Here is an 18,003-nt window from a genome sequence, read left to right as displayed (position 1 = left end):
CATTGCTGAATGCTATGAAAATGTTGGCGACATGAATAATGCAAAAAGATATCATGAACTAGCGTTAGCATCCGTAAGCCAGCCTTCGGATAAAGGTCCCTTTTACCATGGTACAAAAGCGGACCTAAAAGCAGGTGATCTATTGACCGGCGGGCGTACTTCCAATTATCAGTCGGAACTAGTCATGAATCATATTTATTTTACTGCACTGGTTAACGGGGCGGGTCTTGCTGCAGCTTTGGCCAAAGGCGATGGTACTGAACATGTATATATTGTTGAGCCCAGTGGTCGTTTTGAGGATGATCCCAATGTCACCAACAAAAAATTTCCCGGCAATCCGACACGTTCTTACCGCACCAGCGAACCGTTAAAAATAGTTGGTGAAATAAGAGACTGGCAAAGACTAACACCTGAGCAATTACAGCAATGGCGGGAAAAATTAGCTAATAATAAAGGAGAGATTATTAATTAAATCATGACCATTTTCTAAAATGACAGCATAAAAAGCAAATAGTTCGTTCACAATTTCAATTTAGCTAAATTCAAGTATTCTATTAAATAAAACCTGATCCAAGTAATTGAACTAAAAGAAAATCTTTCTAAATTCTTAGGATTAGATTTTTAAATATTCGCTGATGGTTTCTAAGACACCAAAATCATCATTTGAAAGTGTAGAAAAGCTGGCAGCCACCTTTACAGAAGGATGAGCATTTTCCATTGCATAAGAATATTTTGACCTTTCCAGCATCGTAATATCATTCATATAATCTCCAAAAGACATGGTTTGGGACGGCGTAATATTCAGAAGATTCTGTAATTTTTCCAGTGCATTACCCTTGTTAATATCTTTATTCATAATATCAAGCCAGTATTTTCCAGATACAACGACTTCCAGATTATTTTCCCGGAATTTTTTCAGGAAAGGGTAAAGATTCTTTTCAGAACCCTCTGGATGATAAACGGCGATCTTGAACGCATCATCATCCACTTCTCCTCCCAAATCATTTACTTTTTGATTTTCAGTATAATATTTTGTAAAATAATCAATAAATTGCTGATCATCACTTTCATAATACGCTTTCTTTTTTGCAGACAGAACTGCTCTGGCACCGGGAATTTCCCGGACAGCTGCTGTAATATCAACAATAAACTGATGGTCTAATTTATCTGCAAAAAGCTCTTTATTCTTGTAAATAACATATCCTCCATTTTCTGCAATAAAACCGATCTCATTTTTAATGTCCTCAAAATATTGGGTAATACCCGGCATTTGCCTGCCGCTTGCAGGAACAAACAGGATATTCCTTTTTTTCAGTTCTTTAAATACGGAAGGAAAGTTGGGACTTACTTCATAATCTGAATTGAGAAAAGTACCGTCCATATCTGTGACAATCAGTTTAATATCTGTCATAATAGTATTCTTTACAAAAATTCCATTTGGATTTTTTGATGGTAATTCAATTAAAATTTACAATGCAAAGGTAAGCTCTTTTATTTATACATTTTTGTAATGTAACCCTGAAAGATGCTGTAATATTTCCGCACTTTGTTCCGGTGTGAGATCGCGCTGTGGTTCTGCCAGCATTTCATAGCCTACCATAAATTTTTTCACTTCAGCATTTCGGAGTAAAGGAGGGTAAAAATGCATGTGAAAATGCCATTCCGGATGCGGTTTTCCATCCGTTGGTGCTTGATGAATTCCCGCTGAATATGGAAAAGAAATTTCAAAAAGATTGTCGTATAAAATTGTTAAATCCTTTATTATTGACGCTAATGAATACTTCTCTGAATCAGAAAACTGCAGAATATTTTCAGCTTTTCTTTTGCTTACAATCATTGTTTCGTAAGGCCATACTGCCCAGAATGGAACAACAGCTACAAAATCCTCATTTTCAAGAATGACTCTTTCTTCGATTTCCAATTCTTTTTTGATATAATCTTCCAGCAGAGAACTTTCATTTTTTTCAAAATATTGTTTCAGATTTTCCTGCGTTCTCAAGACCGTCGAAGGAATAGAAGATTGTGCCCATATTTGTCCGTGAGGATGCGGATTACTACATCCCATCACACTTCCTTTATTTTCAAAAATCTGAACATGATTGATGTAATCTTCAGCTCCCAATTCCTCATATTGCTGTTGCCACACATCAACTACTTTTTTGATGTCACCGACTTCCATTTCCGGTAAAGTAAGACTGTGATTTTCTGAAAAACAAATCACCCTGTTAATTCCCAGCTCCGGCTTCAATGTAAAGAAATCTGAATTTTCATCAGAGAATTCAACATCATCTCTCATCAAAGAGCCAAAATCATTTTCAAAAACATAAACACCTTTGTAATTGGGGTTTCTTTCTCCATTTACACGGAGATTTCCGGAACATAAATAGCAATCAGGGTCGTGAACCGGGAGTTTTTCTTCGGCTATTTTTTCGGTTTGTCCCTGCCAAGGCCGGCTTGCCCGTTGCGGAGACACCAGAATCCATTCATTCAAAAGCGGATTATACCTTCGGTGAGGATGCTTTTTCTGATTAAATGACGAATTCATTTCTTTTATATTCTTTAATTCCATCCGATATTTTTACATGGTACACTTTCATTTCGATGCCAAAACCGGCTTTGTACGCTGCACTGATTTTTTTGATTACTTCATTTACATTTTTATCTTTAATCAAATTGATGCTGCATCCACCGAAGCCGCCGCCCATTATTCTTGCACCTAAAACGCCATTTTCTTTTACCGTTTTCTCTACCAGAAAATCGAGCTCTCCGCAGCTCACTTCAAACTCAGTAGAAAGTCCGGAATGGGTTTCGGTAAGAAGTTTACCAAGATATTCTACATCGCCTTCTGATAAAGCTTTGGCAGCCTTTTCGACTCTTTTGATTTCCTTTAAAAGATACCGGCATCTTTTGTATGAGGTCTCTCCTATTTCCGATCTGACTGCATCCAGCATTGAAAAACTGAAATCTCTGAACTTCTCGATTTCAGGGAATTTTTCCCACAATATCCTTTTTCCTTGATCCACATCTTTTCTTCTGTTGTTGTAGCCGGAAGTGAGATGGGTATGTTTTACGCAGCTATCGAAAAGCACCAGGCTGTAACCTTCCAGATTAGCTTCGAAATACTGGTGTTCCAGAGAATGGCAGTCCAGTATGATCACCTGATGTTCTTTACCGAAAACAGAGGCAAACTGGTCCATAATTCCGCATTGTACTCCAACAAAGGTATGTTCGGATTTCTGACCTATAAGAGCCAGATCTTTTCTGCTTAAATTTAAATCAAAAATCTGGTTCAGAATAAAGGCGAATCCACATTCCAGCGCTGCTGATGAAGATAAGCCGGAACCCATCGGAATGGTACTGCTAAAAGCAATTTGTAAACCACCGGTCTTTTTCCCACTTTCCTGAACAGCATTAAATACACCCAGTAAATAATTGACCCAGGTCTGCGAAACAGGATTTTGCTTTTGGTTGATATTAAAACTAAAAGAATCATCAAAGTCTTTAGCAAAAAAGGTACAGGTTTCCGAGTCCTCAACTTTTTTTACAGCAAAGCAAATGTATTTGTCAATAGCTGCTGGAAGTACGAAACCATCGCTGTAATCAACATGTTCACCAATAATATTAATTCTTCCCGGAGCCAGAAAAATATTTTCCGGATCTGAATGAAAGAAAGCCTGGAATGCTTCTGTTGTATCATTAACTAATTTCTCCTTCATAAATAACTGCAATTTATACTTTTAGGTGAATTGAGCATAATTTAAAAAGCATTCAATTCTTTCTTTTTATAACTTTTTTTGCTGCTTCCACAATATCATTGGCCGTTAACCCATATTTTTCCATCAGTTGATCAGGTGTTCCGCTTTCACCAAAACTGTCGTTTACGGCAACATATTCCTGTGGCGCAAGATGTTCCGTGATCAGAAGTTGTGCAACGCTGGCGCCCAGACCTCCTAATCTGTTATGTTCTTCAGCAGTAACCACACATCCTGTTTTTTTAACCGAATTAAGAATGGCCTCAGCATCTAAAGGTTTGATGGTGTGGATATTGATAATTTCAGCATCAATTCCCTGCTCTTCCAGGATTTCTCCGGCTTTTATCGCTTCCCAAACCAAATGTCCTGTTGCAATGACTGTCACATCTTTTCCTTCGTTTATCATCCAGGCTTTCCCGATTTCAAAAGTTTGATTTTCATCGGTAAAAACAGGAATTACAGGTCTTCCGAAACGCAGATAAACCGGACCTTCATAATCTGCAATAGCAATGGTTGCTGCTTTGGTCTGGTTGTAGTCGCAGGTATTGATAACAGTCATTCCCGGAAGCATTTTCATCAGCCCAATATCTTCCAGAATCTGGTGTGTTGCGCCGTCTTCGCCTAAGGTAAGACCCGCATGCGAAGCACAGATTTTCACGTTTTTGCCGGAATAAGCCACCGACTGACGAATCTGGTCGTACACTCTTCCGGTAGAAAAATTGGCAAAGGTTCCCGTAAATGGAATTTTGCCTTCTGTGGCCAAACCTGCTGCAATACCAATCATATTGGCTTCTGCAATTCCGATCTGGAAAAAACGCTCCGGTGCCTTTTCAATAAATTTTTCCATTTTCAGGGAACCGATAAGATCTGCACAAAGAGCTACGACATCAGAATTCTTGTCCGCCAATTCTGCAAGACCGGCTCCAAAACCGCTTCTGGTATCTTTTTTTTCTGTATAAGTATATTTTTTCATTTGATATCTGTTTAATAATCTCCCAAAGTTTCTTCAAGCTGGTCTAATGCTTTTGCCAATTGCTCATCATTAGGCGCTTTTCCGTGCCAGGCGTGGCTTCCCATCATATAATCTACACCATAGCCCATTCCGGTTTTTAGCAGAATACAAATAGGCTGTCCTTGTCCTGTCAACGACTTCGCTTCATATAAAACTCTAAGAATTTCGTCCATATCATTTCCATTTTCCACTTCAAGAACTTTCCAGTCAAAGGCTTCAAATTTGGCTTTAAGGTTGCCTAGAGAAAGGACTTTTGAAGTGGGTCCGTCGATCTGTTGGCCGTTGTAATCTATTGTCGCAATGAGATTATCTACTTTATTGTGAGAAGCGTACATAATGGCTTCCCAGTTCTGCCCCTCCTGCAGTTCGCCGTCACCGTGGAGCGTGAACACTAAATTTTCATCTTTGTCCAGCTTTTTACCAACTGCGTGACCAATGGCCACTGACATGCCCTGCCCAAGAGAGCCTGATGCAACACGGACCCCGGGAAGATGTTCGTGTGTGGTGGGGTGTCCCTGCAGTCTTGAATTCAGCTTTCTGAAAGTGGCTAATTCTGACTTATCAAAATAACCCGCATGTGCCAAAACACTATAAAAAACCGGAGAAATATGGCCGTTGGAAAGATAAAATACGTCTTCACCTTTTCCATTCATATCAAATCCTTCCTTTCTTTTCATCGCATCAAAATAAAGAGCAACCAAAAAGTCGGCACACCCGAGCGAACCTCCGGGATGACCGGATTGGCAGGCGTGAACCATTCTTACAATATCTCTTCTTACCTGGGAAGCGATATTTTTGAGTTTTGAAATATCGTGCTGCATATATTTATTTCATTTTTTGTGAATCTTTGATAAACTGTTCCAAACCGCTGTCTGTTAACGGATGTTTTAGCAATGACAAAATGGGTGGCAAAGGACAGGTAACAACATCTGCACCTATTTTTGCACAATTGATGATGTGCATACTGTGTCTTACGGAAGCCGCTAAAATCTGCGTTTCGAATCCGAAATTATCATAAATGGTTCTGATTTCTTCAATTAAATTCAGACCGTCCGTAGAAACATCATCCAGCCTGCCCAAGAATGGTGAAACATACGTTGCTCCTGCTTTCGCAGCTAAAAGTGCCTGTCCGGCGGAAAAAATTAAAGTACAATTTGTTCTGATTCCTTTTTGTGAAAAATATTTGATCGCTTTAATTCCGTCTTTAGTAACAGGAACTTTTACCACGATCTGCGGGTGCAGGGCTGCCAGCTCCTCTCCTTCCTGAATCATTTCGTCATAAGCAATTCCGATAACTTCGGCACTTATATCGCCATCAACGATATCACAGATTTTAAGGTAATGGTTAAGAATATTTTCTTTTCCGGAAATCCCTTCTTTTGCCATCAGAGACGGATTGGTTGTAACGCCATCCAGAATACCCAAAGCATTGGCTTCTTCAATCATAGCAAGATTCGCCGTGTCTATAAAAAATTTCATAAAATAAATTGTTAAGGTTATAAGTGTTAAAATTACACTTAATTAAATAAATGAGCAAATTTTGCTCATTATAATCAAGATGAGATTTAGTTTAATGATAAATTGAATACTGGGAATTTAACTAGCCATTCTAATTATGATGTCCCATATTGAGCTTAATTTTCTTTAAATCTTCCAGTTCGTGAACCGGTCGCTCGATGTCATAAGGAATCGGCATTTTCGAAAAGGTCTGAAAATACAGCAGACACGCGTCTTTCCACCAAACGGCATCTTTTGCCTGAATTTTTAATTTTGATTGAACGTTCTGGAATCGTTCTTCATCAACATAAGGCTGCATTTTGTCCCAGACTTTTTGATATTCGCGTACATTTTTAACGCCTGTATCGTATTTATAAGATAATTCTTCCCACAAAGTTTTGCCATCTTTCATCTGATAATTCCACGGAACATGATGAAACCAGAGAATCAGGTTTTCGGGGCAGGTTTTGATATTTCCATACACTTCATTCAAAGGAGGAAAATAATCTGAAACTGCATTACTTCCGGTTTTAGTTCTGTCAAAACCTACTCCATTTGCATCAGCTTTGTGGTAATAAACTGGCGACCAATCTGCTCTAGTTCCTTTGTAATCGCCCCAAGGTTCAGGTCCATAATGGTGCATTCCTGCAAAGATATGGTGCAAACCAAGAGGCATCATATAATCCACCGCCGTTTCCCTTGATGTCAGCATCATTTCTTTCACAGGACTGAGGAATTTGTCATTATCGGTAAACGTCATTTTAATCCATTCTTCAGCAATCTGTTCAGAAGTCAGATCGTGGTTCCACGCCAGACGTCCGAAAGTGTACCAATTGGCCTGTGCAAAATGATGACCCGTCCAGTTTTTATCTTCCCCGATATTGGAAACCGCAGAAATAGCCGTAATTTTCGCAGGTCTTAGCGTTCCGTCCGTAATTTTAGCAATCGTAGAACCTTTTCCGTCAGAATAAGTATCGCTGTCCAGTGTTTCCTTAAACAATGGAGCGAGATAAACCAGATGATTGGCTTGCCCTAAATATTCCTGAGTAATCTGAAACTCAACCATTTCAGAAGTTTTCTTCAGTGCTCCAAAAAGTGGGTTAAACGCTTCACGGGGCTGAAAATCAACAGGTCCGTTTTTAATCTGAACAATAACATTATCTCTGAATTTCCCGTCAAGGGGAACGAATTCCAGATAGGCTTGTTTTGCGCGGTCTTCTTTGCTGGGACTATACACAAAAGCTCTCCACATTACGATTCCTCCGTAAGGCTTCAGAACGTCTGCCATCATATTGGCTCCATCTGCATGTGTTCTTCCATAATCCTGAGGTCCGGGTTGTCCCTCGGAATTGGCTTTCACCAAAAAACCTCCAAAATCCGGAATTAATTTGTAAATCTCTGAGGCTTTATCTTTCCACCATTTCTGAACATCTTTGTTTAAAGGGTCGGAGTTCTGAAGTCCGCCTAAAACTTTTGGAGACGAAAAATTAACTGAGAGGTATACCTTGATGCCGTAAGGTCTGAAAATGTCTGCGAGAATTTTTATTTTTTCAAGATAGTCTTTACGGAGCATATTGGGTGATGCATTCACATTATTGAGAACAGTTGCATTAATTCCTATTGAGGCATTGGCTCTTGCATATTCTTCATATCTCGGGGAAATTGTATCCGGTAAATCTTCCCATTTCCAAAGTGAATGTCCTGCATAACCACGCTCAATCGTCCCGTCCAGATTATCCCAATGGTTGAGAATTCTGACATCATACGAAGGTTTTTCGGTAATATTAAGATTTGTCAATGCAGATTTTGTCTGTTGTAAACGTAAAATATGATACACTCCATACAACAATCCGATTTCTTTTTCAGCAGAAATGACCAATTTGTTCTGAACTGATTTTATTGTATAACCACCTTTCAGATTTTTTAATGATTTATCTGTACGAAGTTCCACAGCCTGTCCCTGCCAATGATTCATCAATTCTTTTTTGGCAATATTTAAAGTCGGATTGTTTCCTTTGGAAATAATTTTGTCTGAGGACACTCCATTTTTTGCCGGAAACCGAAGCCAAAGCTGACTTCCGTCTTCTGCGAAAATCGTTAATGGAATCATTAGAAATAATAGGATGTACAGTCGGAAATAGCGCATTAGATTTTCTTTTAATTTTTGTTTAAATAAGTTTTGGCTAAAGCCAAATTGTATCTCTTCATCTTTAAACGGGCTAAAGCCCGTTCCTATTGATAATAGGATTTCATCCTATCCTTCGTTAAATCGTCTCTTCGGGACTTTTTATAGATTATTCTTCTAAACCTTCAATGGTTTTAATTTTACCATTGCTGTCATATTCAAGTTCGATTACCTTCATACTTCTGAGCCATGTTTTTCCTTCACTCGGAACAGAATCGTGGAAAAAGAGATACCATTTTCCTTTAAATTCAACTATACTGTGATGGGTTGTCCATCCAACAACAGGCGTCAGAATTTCTCCCTGAAAAGTAAATGGCCCATAAGGATTGTCTCCCGTTGCATAACATATCAAATGCGTATCGCCGGTAGAATATGAAAAATAATAGGTGCCATTGTATTTGTGCATCCATGAAGCTTCAAAGAAACGGTGTCTGTCACCGTGAAGCAAAGGATTACCGTCTTTATCAAGAATCAGAACATCTTTTGGTTCTTCCCCGAATTCCAGCATATTGTCACTCAACAAAGCTACTTTTGAAGGAATTGCCGGTTCATTTTCATTGGGAAGAACCGCGGATTCAAGGGCTTTGTTGTTTCTATAACGTTGCAGCTGCCCGCCCCAGATTCCACCAAAATACATATAATATTTTCCATCTTCTTCAAAAATACAAGGGTCGATGCTGTAACTTCCCATCATCGGGTGTTTCTCCGGAATAAACGGTCCGTAAGGTTTGTCGCTTACGGCAACCCCAATTCTGAAGATGTCATTTTTATCTTTTAACGGAAAGTACATATAATATTTACCGTTTTTGAACGCCACATCGCAATCCCACAACTGTCTTCCTGACCACGGAATATCTTTTACAGAAAGGACAACACCATGGTCTGTAATTTCGCCGTTTTCTACATCATCGAGAGAAAAAACGTGGTAATCATTCATATCAAAATGATCTCCGTTGTCATTTTCTTCCATTCCGCTTTCCCAGTCGTGGGACGGGTAAATGTACAATTTGCCTTCAAAAACGTGCACAGAAGGGTCTGCCATATAATCTTTCGGGAATAGATATTTTGATTTTTTCATTGCTTTAATTAGAAGTTAGATTTTAGAAACTAGATATTAGATTTATTTTTCTTTTGTTAACTGAATGATTTTTTCCACCACAGGTTTTGTCTGATCGTTCCGGTCGAAAAGTAATGGATAATCGGTTCTTCCTTTTACCGGGAAATCATTTTTCCAAGATTGGGCATCAGTAACGCCCCACAAGGTCACTCTTCTGATTTTATCCTGATGCTTCAGGAATAATCTGAAAAAATCCAGATAACGGTTTTCCCATTCTGCTTTTATATTTTCGGGAAGCCCTGCCTTATAGGGATTCATTTTTGCCTGATATTCCACGGTATCTGAAACGTTGGCAGAAGTTCCCCAAGGTGACGGAAGTGCGCTGATCTCCATTTCGGTAACATTAACCTTCACTCCGTTTGCTGCATAAGCTACAATTGCTTTTTCATATTCGTCAAGTGTTGGCGTATCGAGACCCACGTGAGTCTGCATCCCAACACCATCAATGCGGATCCCTCTGGATTTCAGGTTCTGTACCATTTTGCTGACGGTCTGAACTTTTCCGGGATACCATTCGTTGTAATCATTGTAATACAATTCCGCATTCGGATCAGCTTCCTGCGCGTACTGAAATGCCAGCGGAATGAATTCTTCGCCTAGTATTTCGTAAAATTTACTTTTCCGGTAAGAACCGTCTTCCATGATAGCTTCGTTAACCACATCCCAGCCTTTCACGCGGCCTTTGTATCTGCTTATAACCGTGGTGATGTGATTTTTCATCCTCTGCTTAAGGACTTCCTGAGAAACGTCTTTCCCGTCTTTATCAACGAAAAACCATTTTGGCAGCTGAGAATGCCAGATCAACGTATGGCCGATGACAAACATTTTATTTTTCTTTCCAAAAGCCACAAACTGGTCAGCATCATCAAAAAAGAATTTACCTTCCTGTGGTTGCAGGAACATAGATTTCATACAGTTTTCCGCTACAATGGAACTGAACTGATTTTTAATGATCTCAACAGATTTTACTTCTGTTTCGTGAATCTGCGGAAGGTTCATTGCTGTTCCGATGTAGAATTTATTTTTGAATGCGTTTTTCAGAGAATCATTTGAAGTTGCCGTATTTGCTGTCTTGCACGAGACAGTCAAAGTTAAAATTCCTAATAATGCTACTATTTTTTTCATAAAATTTTTATTTTCATTTGGCTTTTAGCCGAAACTTATTATAAATTTTGGCTAAAGCCTTTTTCCTTGTCTTGTATTAAACGGGCTAAAGCCCGTTCCTATTGATTCCAATTAATCTTGTCAAGATTTTTGAATACGAATCACTCGCAGCCCGGCTTGAACGGAGCTCTTTTTGTGAAGCAAGCGGAACAAAAAAGCGGGAGTGGAAGCCGGATCAGCTGTCCAAAAAATATAATTGATTAATCTGTTGATTTTCTTCTTTCTTTCAAATCCTGCTCGATTTTGATTTCCATTTTTTTGTTGATTTCATAGAACATCAGTAACCCGCACGCTAAAAAGAACGGAATGGAAGGAAATACACTGACCAGCATTTTTGCTCCTGCGGAAACAGTTTCCGGCTGTATCACGCTTATCGTACCTTCTGACGAAATGTAACCGTATTTTCCGATAATCAATGCAACCAAAGAACTTCCGATACTCAAGCCGACCTTTAAGCCGACCATCATCGCAGAGAAAATAATGGCTGTTGCGCGCCTGTTATTTTTCCACTCGGAATAATCTGCCACATCTGCAATCATCGCCCAAAGTAAAGGGGTTCCGATTCCGTAAAAGAAACCGTGTAAAATCTGTGACAGGAACATCAACCCTACCGATTTTGGCGGATAAAATATAAATGCCAGTACGAATAACGTTGAAATAAATAATGAGGCGATGAATGCGTCTTTCTTACCATATTTGTCAGCAAATTTTTTGGAAAAAGCAATCCCTACAATCATCATGATAATCCCGCCTGCATTGAAGAGCCCGAAACCTGCTGACCGTGGATCTTCTCCAAAGAAATTCATCCCAATGGAATTGAAGAAATTCGTAATTGGTGATATAAATTGCTGAAGTGATGCTTCATCTACATAGTTGTTAAAATAATAGACATATGAGCCACCTTTCATCGCGAGTGTAATGAAAATCAATGCGGTAACTATCAACATGATAATCCATGGCTTATTTTTCTTTAAATCTTTTAAATCAGCGCCCAAAGTCGATTCCTGTTCCGGTTTTGGAATCACCCTTTCTTTGGTTGTAAAAAACGTTATCAGCAACATGACCGTTCCTATAATGGCGAGCCAGGTCATTACAACTTCGATTCCGGCTGCTTTATCACCATGTCCTGCAGATAAAATAATGGGCAGCATAAATACCTGAACAAAAAACTGTGCAAACATAACGGCAACAAAACGGTAGGAAGAAATACTATTTCTTTCACCCATATCTCCCGTTATCACGCCACTCAAAGCAGCATAAGGTAAATTATTAGCGGCATAAAGCAATAGTAAAAGAGAGTAAGTAACTGCCGCATAAATCATTTTTCCCTTATACGAAAAATCGGGTGTGCTAAATGCAAAAAGTGCCGCTGCACCCAGTGGAATTGCGGACAGTACAATCCAAGGACGGAATTTCCCCCATTTTGTCCGTGTTCTGTCTGCCAAAGCACCAATCACCGGGTTGAATACAAAACCTGCCAATAAGCCTACAGTAAGGGTGATAATGGATGCATCTTCCGCTTTTAATCCGTAAATATCTGTGTAAAAATAAGCTAAATACGTTACAAGCGTCTGAAAAACCAGATTGGCCGCTAAATCTCCTAAACTGTAGCCGATTTTCTCAACAACGGATATTTTCTGGGATGGATTGTTCATATGAATTAGATAAAAAGATTTATAGACTGACAGATCATAGAATAAAATCCGCCTTTATTATATGTTTGGTTTAGTAATTATTCAGTAGTAAATGGTGATGCAGGAAGTCCTGTTTTGTTTTTCAAATTTCCGTCGGGATTATCTGCCCAGTCGTAGCGAACAGCGAAAGGTTCTTTTACATCATCGTTCCAAACCATTATTTTATTACCTTCCACTTTGGCCTTTGCCCACTCATATTTACCGTTTTCACTTTTGACAGCAAAACCTTTCAGCTCTGAAACAGGCTCAAAATCATCTGTTCCGGGTCTGAAAGAGAGCATAATTTTATTTCCTTCCACTTTCCTTGACTGGTACACCGGTCCGTCTGCCGTGATATTTTTTCTGTATGCCACTTTTAATGCCTGTAAAGCCAGTCTGTCTCCCACTGTTTTCTTATCAAGCGGATGAATGTCGTTCCACTCTCCTAAATCAATAATTACGGCAAGTCCTGTGTTTGGAACTTTCAGCGAAACTTGACGTTGCTGGTCTCTGAGCTCTGCCCAATTACTTTCGACAGGCTGGTTTTTCGGTTCCATAAAATTGGCCAGCTGTACGGTGAAAAATGGCAAATCTTTTTGGTTCCATTTGTTTCGCCAGTCCAGAATCATTGTGGTCAGCAAGTCCCCGTATTCTTTTGGTTTTCCGGTATTGCTTTCGCCCTGATACCAAATCGCCCCTTTGATATTATAATTGATTAAAGGGTGAATCATTGCATTGTATAACCCTGTCGGTTTCCAACGGATGAAGGTCTGTCCGGGAGCCATTTTTTCCATTTTAGCCCCGATTTTATATTTCCATTCGGTTTTTAAATCGATTTTATTTCCATCAATATCAAGATAGTAAGGCTTGTCAGCAATGAACTGCCCTTTTCCGCTTCCGTTTGTAATTCTTACGGCAATGACATTTTTGCCTTCTTTTAAAATACCTGCCGGAATATTGTACCAGCGAGGCGGATATTCATAGGTTACATTTCCGACTTTTGTTCCGTTGATGTAGGTGACATCAGCATCTTTTATTCTTCCTAAATTTAAAAAGGCGGCTTTTCCTGCCTGATTTTTGGTTAAATTAATTTCTTTTCTAAACCAAACCGAACCTTCAAAAGAACCCTCTTTATCTTCCCAAGAACCGGGGATCTGCATCGTCTTCCAATCAGAATCGTTTAGGTCGAAGTTTTCCCAATGTTGATTAAATCCGATATCGCTTTGGTCGAGTTCTGTGTACCAAGCTTTGCTTAACGCTTGTTCGGTAGATTCTGTAGATTTTATTAAACCGTCATTCTGCCATTTTTTGGCTTCGTCAAGATATTCAGGATATTTTTTCAGGGAATTTTCATCCATCCAGGCCTGGATTGGTGAACCACCCAAACTGGTGTGGATAATTCCAACGGCAACTTTGTTTTTTTCACTTAATTCTTTCGCAAAAAAATAGGCAACTCCGGAAAAATTAAGAATCGTCTGTGGATTGGTTGCTTCCCACCTGCCGCCATCAAGCTCGGTCTGAGGTGATTTAAAATTATATTTTTGTGGAACAGTGAAAAATCTGATGTTCCGATTATTTGCATTTTTAATCTCATCTGCATAAAGCGGTGTCAGTCTGCGCATCGGAAGTTCCATATTCGATTGTCCTGAAGCCAGCCAGACATCGCCGATAAGAATATCCTTCAATGTCATTTCATTAATGGTCATTGTATAAGGACCGCCTGCTTTCTGCTCCGGAAGCTGAATTTTCCAGTTTCCGGCCTGGTCGGCGGTTGTGCTATATTTTTTATTGATGAATTTAATTTCTACTTTTTCTCCGGCATCAGCCTTTCCCCAAACATTCAGCTTTTGGTTTCTCTGCAGAACCATTCCGTCTGAAACCAATGCGGGAAGCCTGATTTTAGCTTCAATGAAAATGCAGAATATACAGAGCAGCAAGCTTAAAATTTTGTTAAATCTATTGTTCATATGGATTGGAATATTTTGTAGTTTTCTCAAGGTTTAAAAACTTGACAAGACTTGTTTAGTTTTTATTTGGTATTTGATTCAGCAATCTGACTTCGATGATTTTCGGGGTAAGGGATTTTTCACCTGAATTCAATTTTACTGTCAGAACTTCCTTACGACTTTCAGATTCGGGAATTGGAATTAATAATGATTGTGGAGAGCTGCCTAGTTTTCCGTCGAAATTTTTAGAAATTACCTTGATTCCGTTAATTTCCGCATTCAACGTTCGGTTGGTATTGGCATCGAAATAAAGAAGATAAAGATACTTTGCCTTTTTATCTTTGTTTCTCATCTGATAGCTGAACCAGCCTTTTGCCTCACGGAAATGGCGGTCCTCCATATAACCGGTATTGGAATTTTTGCTGTCGATGAAATGATCTGATTCCGGTTGTTGCTCACCCAGCTGAACTTTATCTGAAGTGATGCTGTCAAGCTTTCGGATTTCCTCTTCTTCTTTAGCTTTCTGCTTCTGAATCTTTTCAATCTTATCCTGATCTGCCTGAGGAAAATAAATGATGTAGCGCTCTTCATGAATCTTATAAAATGGAACTAATTCCAGTCCGTTACTGAATTTATTCTGGGGATACAGACCACTCAATCTGAAGGTCAAATCTTTTCCCTTAACCGTTTCCAAATGATTTAAAACCGAAGCGGAAGTACCTAAAATAGTTGGAATTTCATTTAAAGGAATCTGTGGACCATGCGCGATATGTCCACCCCTGCTGTCATCGGCGAAAAGTCCGTCCTGGTTTTCTTTTCCGTATCTGGCAGCTAAAACAACCGGGCCATATTTAAACGCAAAATAATCTGAATGATCGGGAAGCTGTTCTGCGGCAAGATGCATCGGCATTTTCATCTCGACCACGTCTCCTTTTTTCCATTTTCTTTTGATACTAAAATACCCTTCAGCATTCACAGGCACATTGATGTGTTTACCATTTACTGAAATGTTGATTTGAGAGGCATCTGACCATTCCGGCGCTCTTAATTTTAAATTGATATTTGAGGCTGATACAACATCAAAGATTAGTTTCGTAGATGGTGATTCCGGGAAATTATTTTCCTGTCTCAGAATTATTTTCTTTTCAGACCATTTTAAAACGGAAGGAATAAACAGGTTTACATACAGATCTTCATCAGAATACGCATAGATCATTTCACCATATTTGGCATGGTTCTCCATTCCGGAACCTACGCAGCACCAAAAGCTGGTTTCCGGCTGGGAATACACTCTGTAATGACCGGGACGCATCGGTGTAAAATAGACAAAACCACCTTTTCCGGGATTTTGTGTGGAAAGAATATGATTGTACAGAGCCTTTTCGTAATAATCCACATAAGATGATTTTGGATTGGCTGCGTACAATTCTTTGGAGAGTTTAAGCATATTATAGGTGTTGCAGGTTTCGGGACCTTCAATACTTTTAATCATTCCGCTGAAATCACTGGTCGGATTGAAATGCTCGCTGACACTGTTTCCTCCGATAACAGCTGATCTTTTCTGCGTAACATTGTTCCAGAAAAAATCGGCGGCATTGCTCCACTCTTTATTGTTTTCCAAATCGGCAATGCGTTTAAATCCAATCACTTTCGGAATCTGTGTATTGGCGTGGATGCCGGTGAGTTTATCTTCGCCATTCAGCAGTGGATTCAGAATCGCAAGATGAGAAAAACGGCGGGCAAGCTTTAGATATTTTTCATTTTTTGTAATGTCGTAAACATCAGCAAAAACTTCATTCAGACCGCCGTGTTCACTTTGCAGCATGTCCTGAATCTGTGCATCGGAAAGTCCGGAAACTTCTTCAGCCATCCAATCCGTGAGCCTGATGAGCATTTGTTTTGCTTTCCCACTGTCCGCATACCAATAGGCATCACGTAAACCCGAATATATCTTGTGAATGTTATATAAAGGAACCCAACGGTCATTCAAACCGAAAGTTGCTGCCCGGATATTTCCGCCGGCAATTTCCTTCCAGATTTTTTTACCATTCGGAACTCCCGAAAGATAACCGTCTCCTGAAAGATTCTGACAACGCTCCAGCTCATCAATCATATAATCCAGACGCTGCTTTATTTTTGAATCACCTGTAGAAGCATACATTAATGCCAAAGCAGACACATAATGACCGCCGATATGACCATCCAATCCTGTATTTTCCCAATTGGGATAGTTCTCTTTGCCGGGTTTAAGTCCAGCTTCTTTCTGATAGGGTGCCAGAAGCCGGTCTGCATCCATTGCCAGGATATATTTCTCATCCGTGAGCATCGCCCGGCTGAAAATACTTTCGGACAAATGAACCTTGTTGAGCGGAAAGTAGCTAACATTTTTCTTTACTTGTCCAAAAGCCGTAGTAAAGCCCAGAAGTACTATCAGTGATTTTTTGTTCATTAATAAATGTTATTTCTACATTTCTAAAATAAAAGAAAGTATCCAGATAGCAAACAGTTTTCCCCGTTTAGCAATATGTCCTTTTGAAAACGCATTTTGAAATAAGTAAAAAAACTTTTACAAACCTTTACCTTATCATAAAAAACAAGAATAGACAAACTATAGAATATCAATTAAATAAATGTAATCCTGTCATTATCAAAATACATATCGTGTGTTTATAAAAACCGGAAAAAAATTATATCCGGGCTTATCGTATTTTAATAATAACCCTGAAAAAAAGCAGAATGAAATACCGGATCAAAATTTTAACATATTTTTAACATTGCATTCATATAGGATTTACCATTATTTCAACAAATAATTCATTTAAATGATGAAAATAATTCCCCAAAATACTATTTGAAACTACAAATCATCAAAATGAGTATTAAGAAAAATATAAAGTGTTTAACATACATTTATTAATTTTTCATATTAAATCTACATTAAAAGAATTAACTTTGTTTAAAATCATTTTGATGGAAGAAAATTATCTTACTTATCCCAAACATCTTGTCGCAGTAGACTGTATTATCTTTGGTTTTGGTGGAGAAAACCTTAAAATTCTTCTGGTAAAAAGAAATTTCGAGCCCAAAAAGGGAGAATGGTCACTGATGGGAGGATTTGTTGATGATAAAGAAAATTCCGATCAGGCTGCCAACCGTGTTCTGAATGCTCTGACCGGACTTGAAAACATCTACCTTGAACAACTGAAAGCTTACACAGAAGTTGACCGGGAGCCTACTGCCAGAATTATGTCGATTTCATACTATGCTTTAATCAATATCCAGGACAATATTCAGATCAACGAAAAATACAGTGCGAAATGGTTTGATCTGAAAGACCGTCCCGATCTTATTTTTGATCATAACGCAATGGTAAAAGATGCTGTTTTGAGACTGAGAAGAAGAGCAACGACAAGGCCGATTGGCTTTGAGCTTCTCCCTGAAAAATTCACCATGAAAGACCTTCAGAATCTTTACGAAGCTATTTTTGATGAAAAATATGACAAACGGAATTTTACCAGCAAAATCAATGCTTTGGATGTTCTTGTAAAAACTAATGAAAAAGATATGAACTCGTCTAAAAAAGGATCTTTTCTCTACACTTTTGATGAAGAGAAATACAGTAAGAAGATCTCGGAAGGCTTTATGTTTAAAATTTAG

14 protein-coding genes are annotated in these 18,003 nt (G+C 38.9%); 2 read left to right on the top strand and 12 right to left on the bottom strand.

Annotated elements, in window-relative coordinates; all coding sequences use genetic code 11:
- Window positions 1-31 precede the first annotated feature (31 nt).
- Window positions 32-472 (top strand): NAD(+)--rifampin ADP-ribosyltransferase, encoded by a 441-nt coding sequence (gene arr / locus DRF61_RS23075; protein ID WP_373865958.1) that lies wholly within the window; start codon window positions 32-34, stop codon window positions 470-472.
- A gap of 141 nt (window positions 473-613) precedes the next feature.
- Here arr and DRF61_RS00200 read toward each other — a convergent pair whose 3' ends face one another.
- The 12 genes from DRF61_RS00200 to DRF61_RS00145 all read right to left on the bottom strand — a co-directional run bounded on the left by DRF61_RS00200 (window position 614) and on the right by DRF61_RS00145 (window position 16,795).
- Window positions 614-1,411, bottom strand: coding sequence for an HAD family hydrolase (locus DRF61_RS00200; protein WP_111952844.1), 798 nt, complete (start codon window positions 1,409-1,411; stop codon window positions 614-616).
- Window positions 1,412-1,495: 84 nt separating this feature from the next.
- Window positions 1,496-2,545: a UDP-glucose--hexose-1-phosphate uridylyltransferase gene (locus DRF61_RS00195; protein WP_228452543.1), complete on the bottom strand. Its 1,050-nt coding sequence runs from the start codon at window positions 2,543-2,545 to the stop codon at window positions 1,496-1,498.
- Window positions 2,529-3,716, bottom strand: a complete 1,188-nt coding sequence (galK, locus tag DRF61_RS00190) for a galactokinase (protein ID WP_111952838.1) — start codon at window positions 3,714-3,716, stop codon at window positions 2,529-2,531. The genes DRF61_RS00195 and galK overlap by 17 nt, the downstream gene beginning before the upstream one ends.
- Window positions 3,717-3,768: 52 nt before the next feature.
- Window positions 3,769-4,725, bottom strand: coding sequence for a transketolase family protein (locus DRF61_RS00185; RefSeq protein WP_111952835.1), 957 nt, complete (start codon window positions 4,723-4,725; stop codon window positions 3,769-3,771).
- A gap of 11 nt (window positions 4,726-4,736) precedes the next feature.
- Window positions 4,737-5,585, bottom strand: coding sequence for a transketolase (locus DRF61_RS00180; RefSeq protein ID WP_111952832.1), 849 nt, complete (start codon window positions 5,583-5,585; stop codon window positions 4,737-4,739).
- 4 nt (window positions 5,586-5,589) lie between these two features.
- A complete protein-coding gene (gene fsa, locus DRF61_RS00175) occupies window positions 5,590-6,243 on the bottom strand; it encodes a fructose-6-phosphate aldolase (RefSeq protein WP_111952829.1) in 654 nt (217 codons plus the stop codon).
- 130 nt (window positions 6,244-6,373) lie between these two features.
- The gene (locus DRF61_RS00170) at window positions 6,374-8,407 is read right to left on the bottom strand and encodes an alpha-glucuronidase (RefSeq protein WP_111952826.1); all 2,034 of its coding nucleotides are present in this window, start codon (window positions 8,405-8,407) and stop codon (window positions 6,374-6,376) included.
- A 148-nt stretch (window positions 8,408-8,555) separates the two neighbouring features.
- Window positions 8,556-9,524, bottom strand: coding sequence for a glycoside hydrolase family 43 protein (locus tag DRF61_RS00165; protein WP_111952823.1), 969 nt, complete (start codon window positions 9,522-9,524; stop codon window positions 8,556-8,558).
- A 42-nt stretch (window positions 9,525-9,566) separates the two neighbouring features.
- Window positions 9,567-10,688: an endo-1,4-beta-xylanase gene (locus DRF61_RS00160; protein WP_111952820.1), complete on the bottom strand. Its 1,122-nt coding sequence runs from the start codon at window positions 10,686-10,688 to the stop codon at window positions 9,567-9,569.
- 239 nt (window positions 10,689-10,927) lie between these two features.
- Complete coding sequence (locus DRF61_RS00155; protein ID WP_111952817.1) at window positions 10,928-12,382, bottom strand: MFS transporter; 1,455 nt, start codon at window positions 12,380-12,382, stop codon at window positions 10,928-10,930.
- Window positions 12,383-12,459: 77 nt separating this feature from the next.
- The gene (locus DRF61_RS00150; RefSeq protein WP_111952814.1) at window positions 12,460-14,367 is read right to left on the bottom strand and encodes a sialate O-acetylesterase; all 1,908 of its coding nucleotides are present in this window, start codon (window positions 14,365-14,367) and stop codon (window positions 12,460-12,462) included.
- 55 nt (window positions 14,368-14,422) lie between these two features.
- Window positions 14,423-16,795 carry a glycoside hydrolase family 127 protein gene (locus DRF61_RS00145; RefSeq protein WP_111952811.1) on the bottom strand — a complete coding sequence of 791 codons (2,373 nt, stop codon included), beginning with the start codon at window positions 16,793-16,795 and terminating at the stop codon, window positions 14,423-14,425.
- Window positions 16,796-17,316: 521 nt separating this feature from the next.
- Between DRF61_RS00145 and DRF61_RS00140 the strand changes: the two genes are divergently transcribed.
- Window positions 17,317-18,003 (top strand): NUDIX hydrolase, encoded by a 687-nt coding sequence (locus DRF61_RS00140; RefSeq protein WP_111952808.1) that lies wholly within the window; start codon window positions 17,317-17,319, stop codon window positions 18,001-18,003.

The sequence above is a fragment of the Chryseobacterium lathyri genome, from assembly GCF_003290185.1.
In the GTDB taxonomy this organism is placed as follows: Bacteria; Bacteroidota; Bacteroidia; order Flavobacteriales; family Weeksellaceae; genus Chryseobacterium; species Chryseobacterium lathyri.
This window is presented reverse-complemented; position numbering and strand designations above follow the sequence as displayed.

What these genes read in the sequence shown, in the direction of transcription:
- DRF61_RS00200 (WP_111952844.1), bottom strand. Translation starts at nt 1,411, where the DNA reads ATGACAGATATTAAACTGATTGTCACAGATATGGACGGTACTTTTCTC.
- DRF61_RS00185 (WP_111952835.1), bottom strand. Translation starts at nt 4,725, where the DNA reads ATGAAAAAATATACTTATACAGAAAAAAAAGATACCAGAAGCGGTTTT.
- galK (WP_111952838.1), bottom strand. Translation starts at nt 3,716, where the DNA reads ATGAAGGAGAAATTAGTTAATGATACAACAGAAGCATTCCAGGCTTTC.
- DRF61_RS00180 (WP_111952832.1), bottom strand. Translation starts at nt 5,585, where the DNA reads ATGCAGCACGATATTTCAAAACTCAAAAATATCGCTTCCCAGGTAAGA.
- DRF61_RS00195 (WP_228452543.1), bottom strand. Translation starts at nt 2,545, where the DNA reads ATGAATTCGTCATTTAATCAGAAAAAGCATCCTCACCGAAGGTATAAT.
- arr (WP_373865958.1), top strand. Translation starts at nt 32, where the DNA reads ATGAATAATGCAAAAAGATATCATGAACTAGCGTTAGCATCCGTAAGC.
- DRF61_RS00150 (WP_111952814.1), bottom strand. Translation starts at nt 14,367, where the DNA reads ATGAACAATAGATTTAACAAAATTTTAAGCTTGCTGCTCTGTATATTC.
- DRF61_RS00145 (WP_111952811.1), bottom strand. Translation starts at nt 16,795, where the DNA reads ATGAACAAAAAATCACTGATAGTACTTCTGGGCTTTACTACGGCTTTT.
- DRF61_RS00160 (WP_111952820.1), bottom strand. Translation starts at nt 10,688, where the DNA reads ATGAAAAAAATAGTAGCATTATTAGGAATTTTAACTTTGACTGTCTCG.
- DRF61_RS00155 (WP_111952817.1), bottom strand. Translation starts at nt 12,382, where the DNA reads ATGAACAATCCATCCCAGAAAATATCCGTTGTTGAGAAAATCGGCTAC.
- DRF61_RS00170 (WP_111952826.1), bottom strand. Translation starts at nt 8,407, where the DNA reads ATGCGCTATTTCCGACTGTACATCCTATTATTTCTAATGATTCCATTA.
- DRF61_RS00140 (WP_111952808.1), top strand. Translation starts at nt 17,317, where the DNA reads ATGGAAGAAAATTATCTTACTTATCCCAAACATCTTGTCGCAGTAGAC.
- DRF61_RS00165 (WP_111952823.1), bottom strand. Translation starts at nt 9,524, where the DNA reads ATGAAAAAATCAAAATATCTATTCCCGAAAGATTATATGGCAGACCCT.
- fsa (WP_111952829.1), bottom strand. Translation starts at nt 6,243, where the DNA reads ATGAAATTTTTTATAGACACGGCGAATCTTGCTATGATTGAAGAAGCC.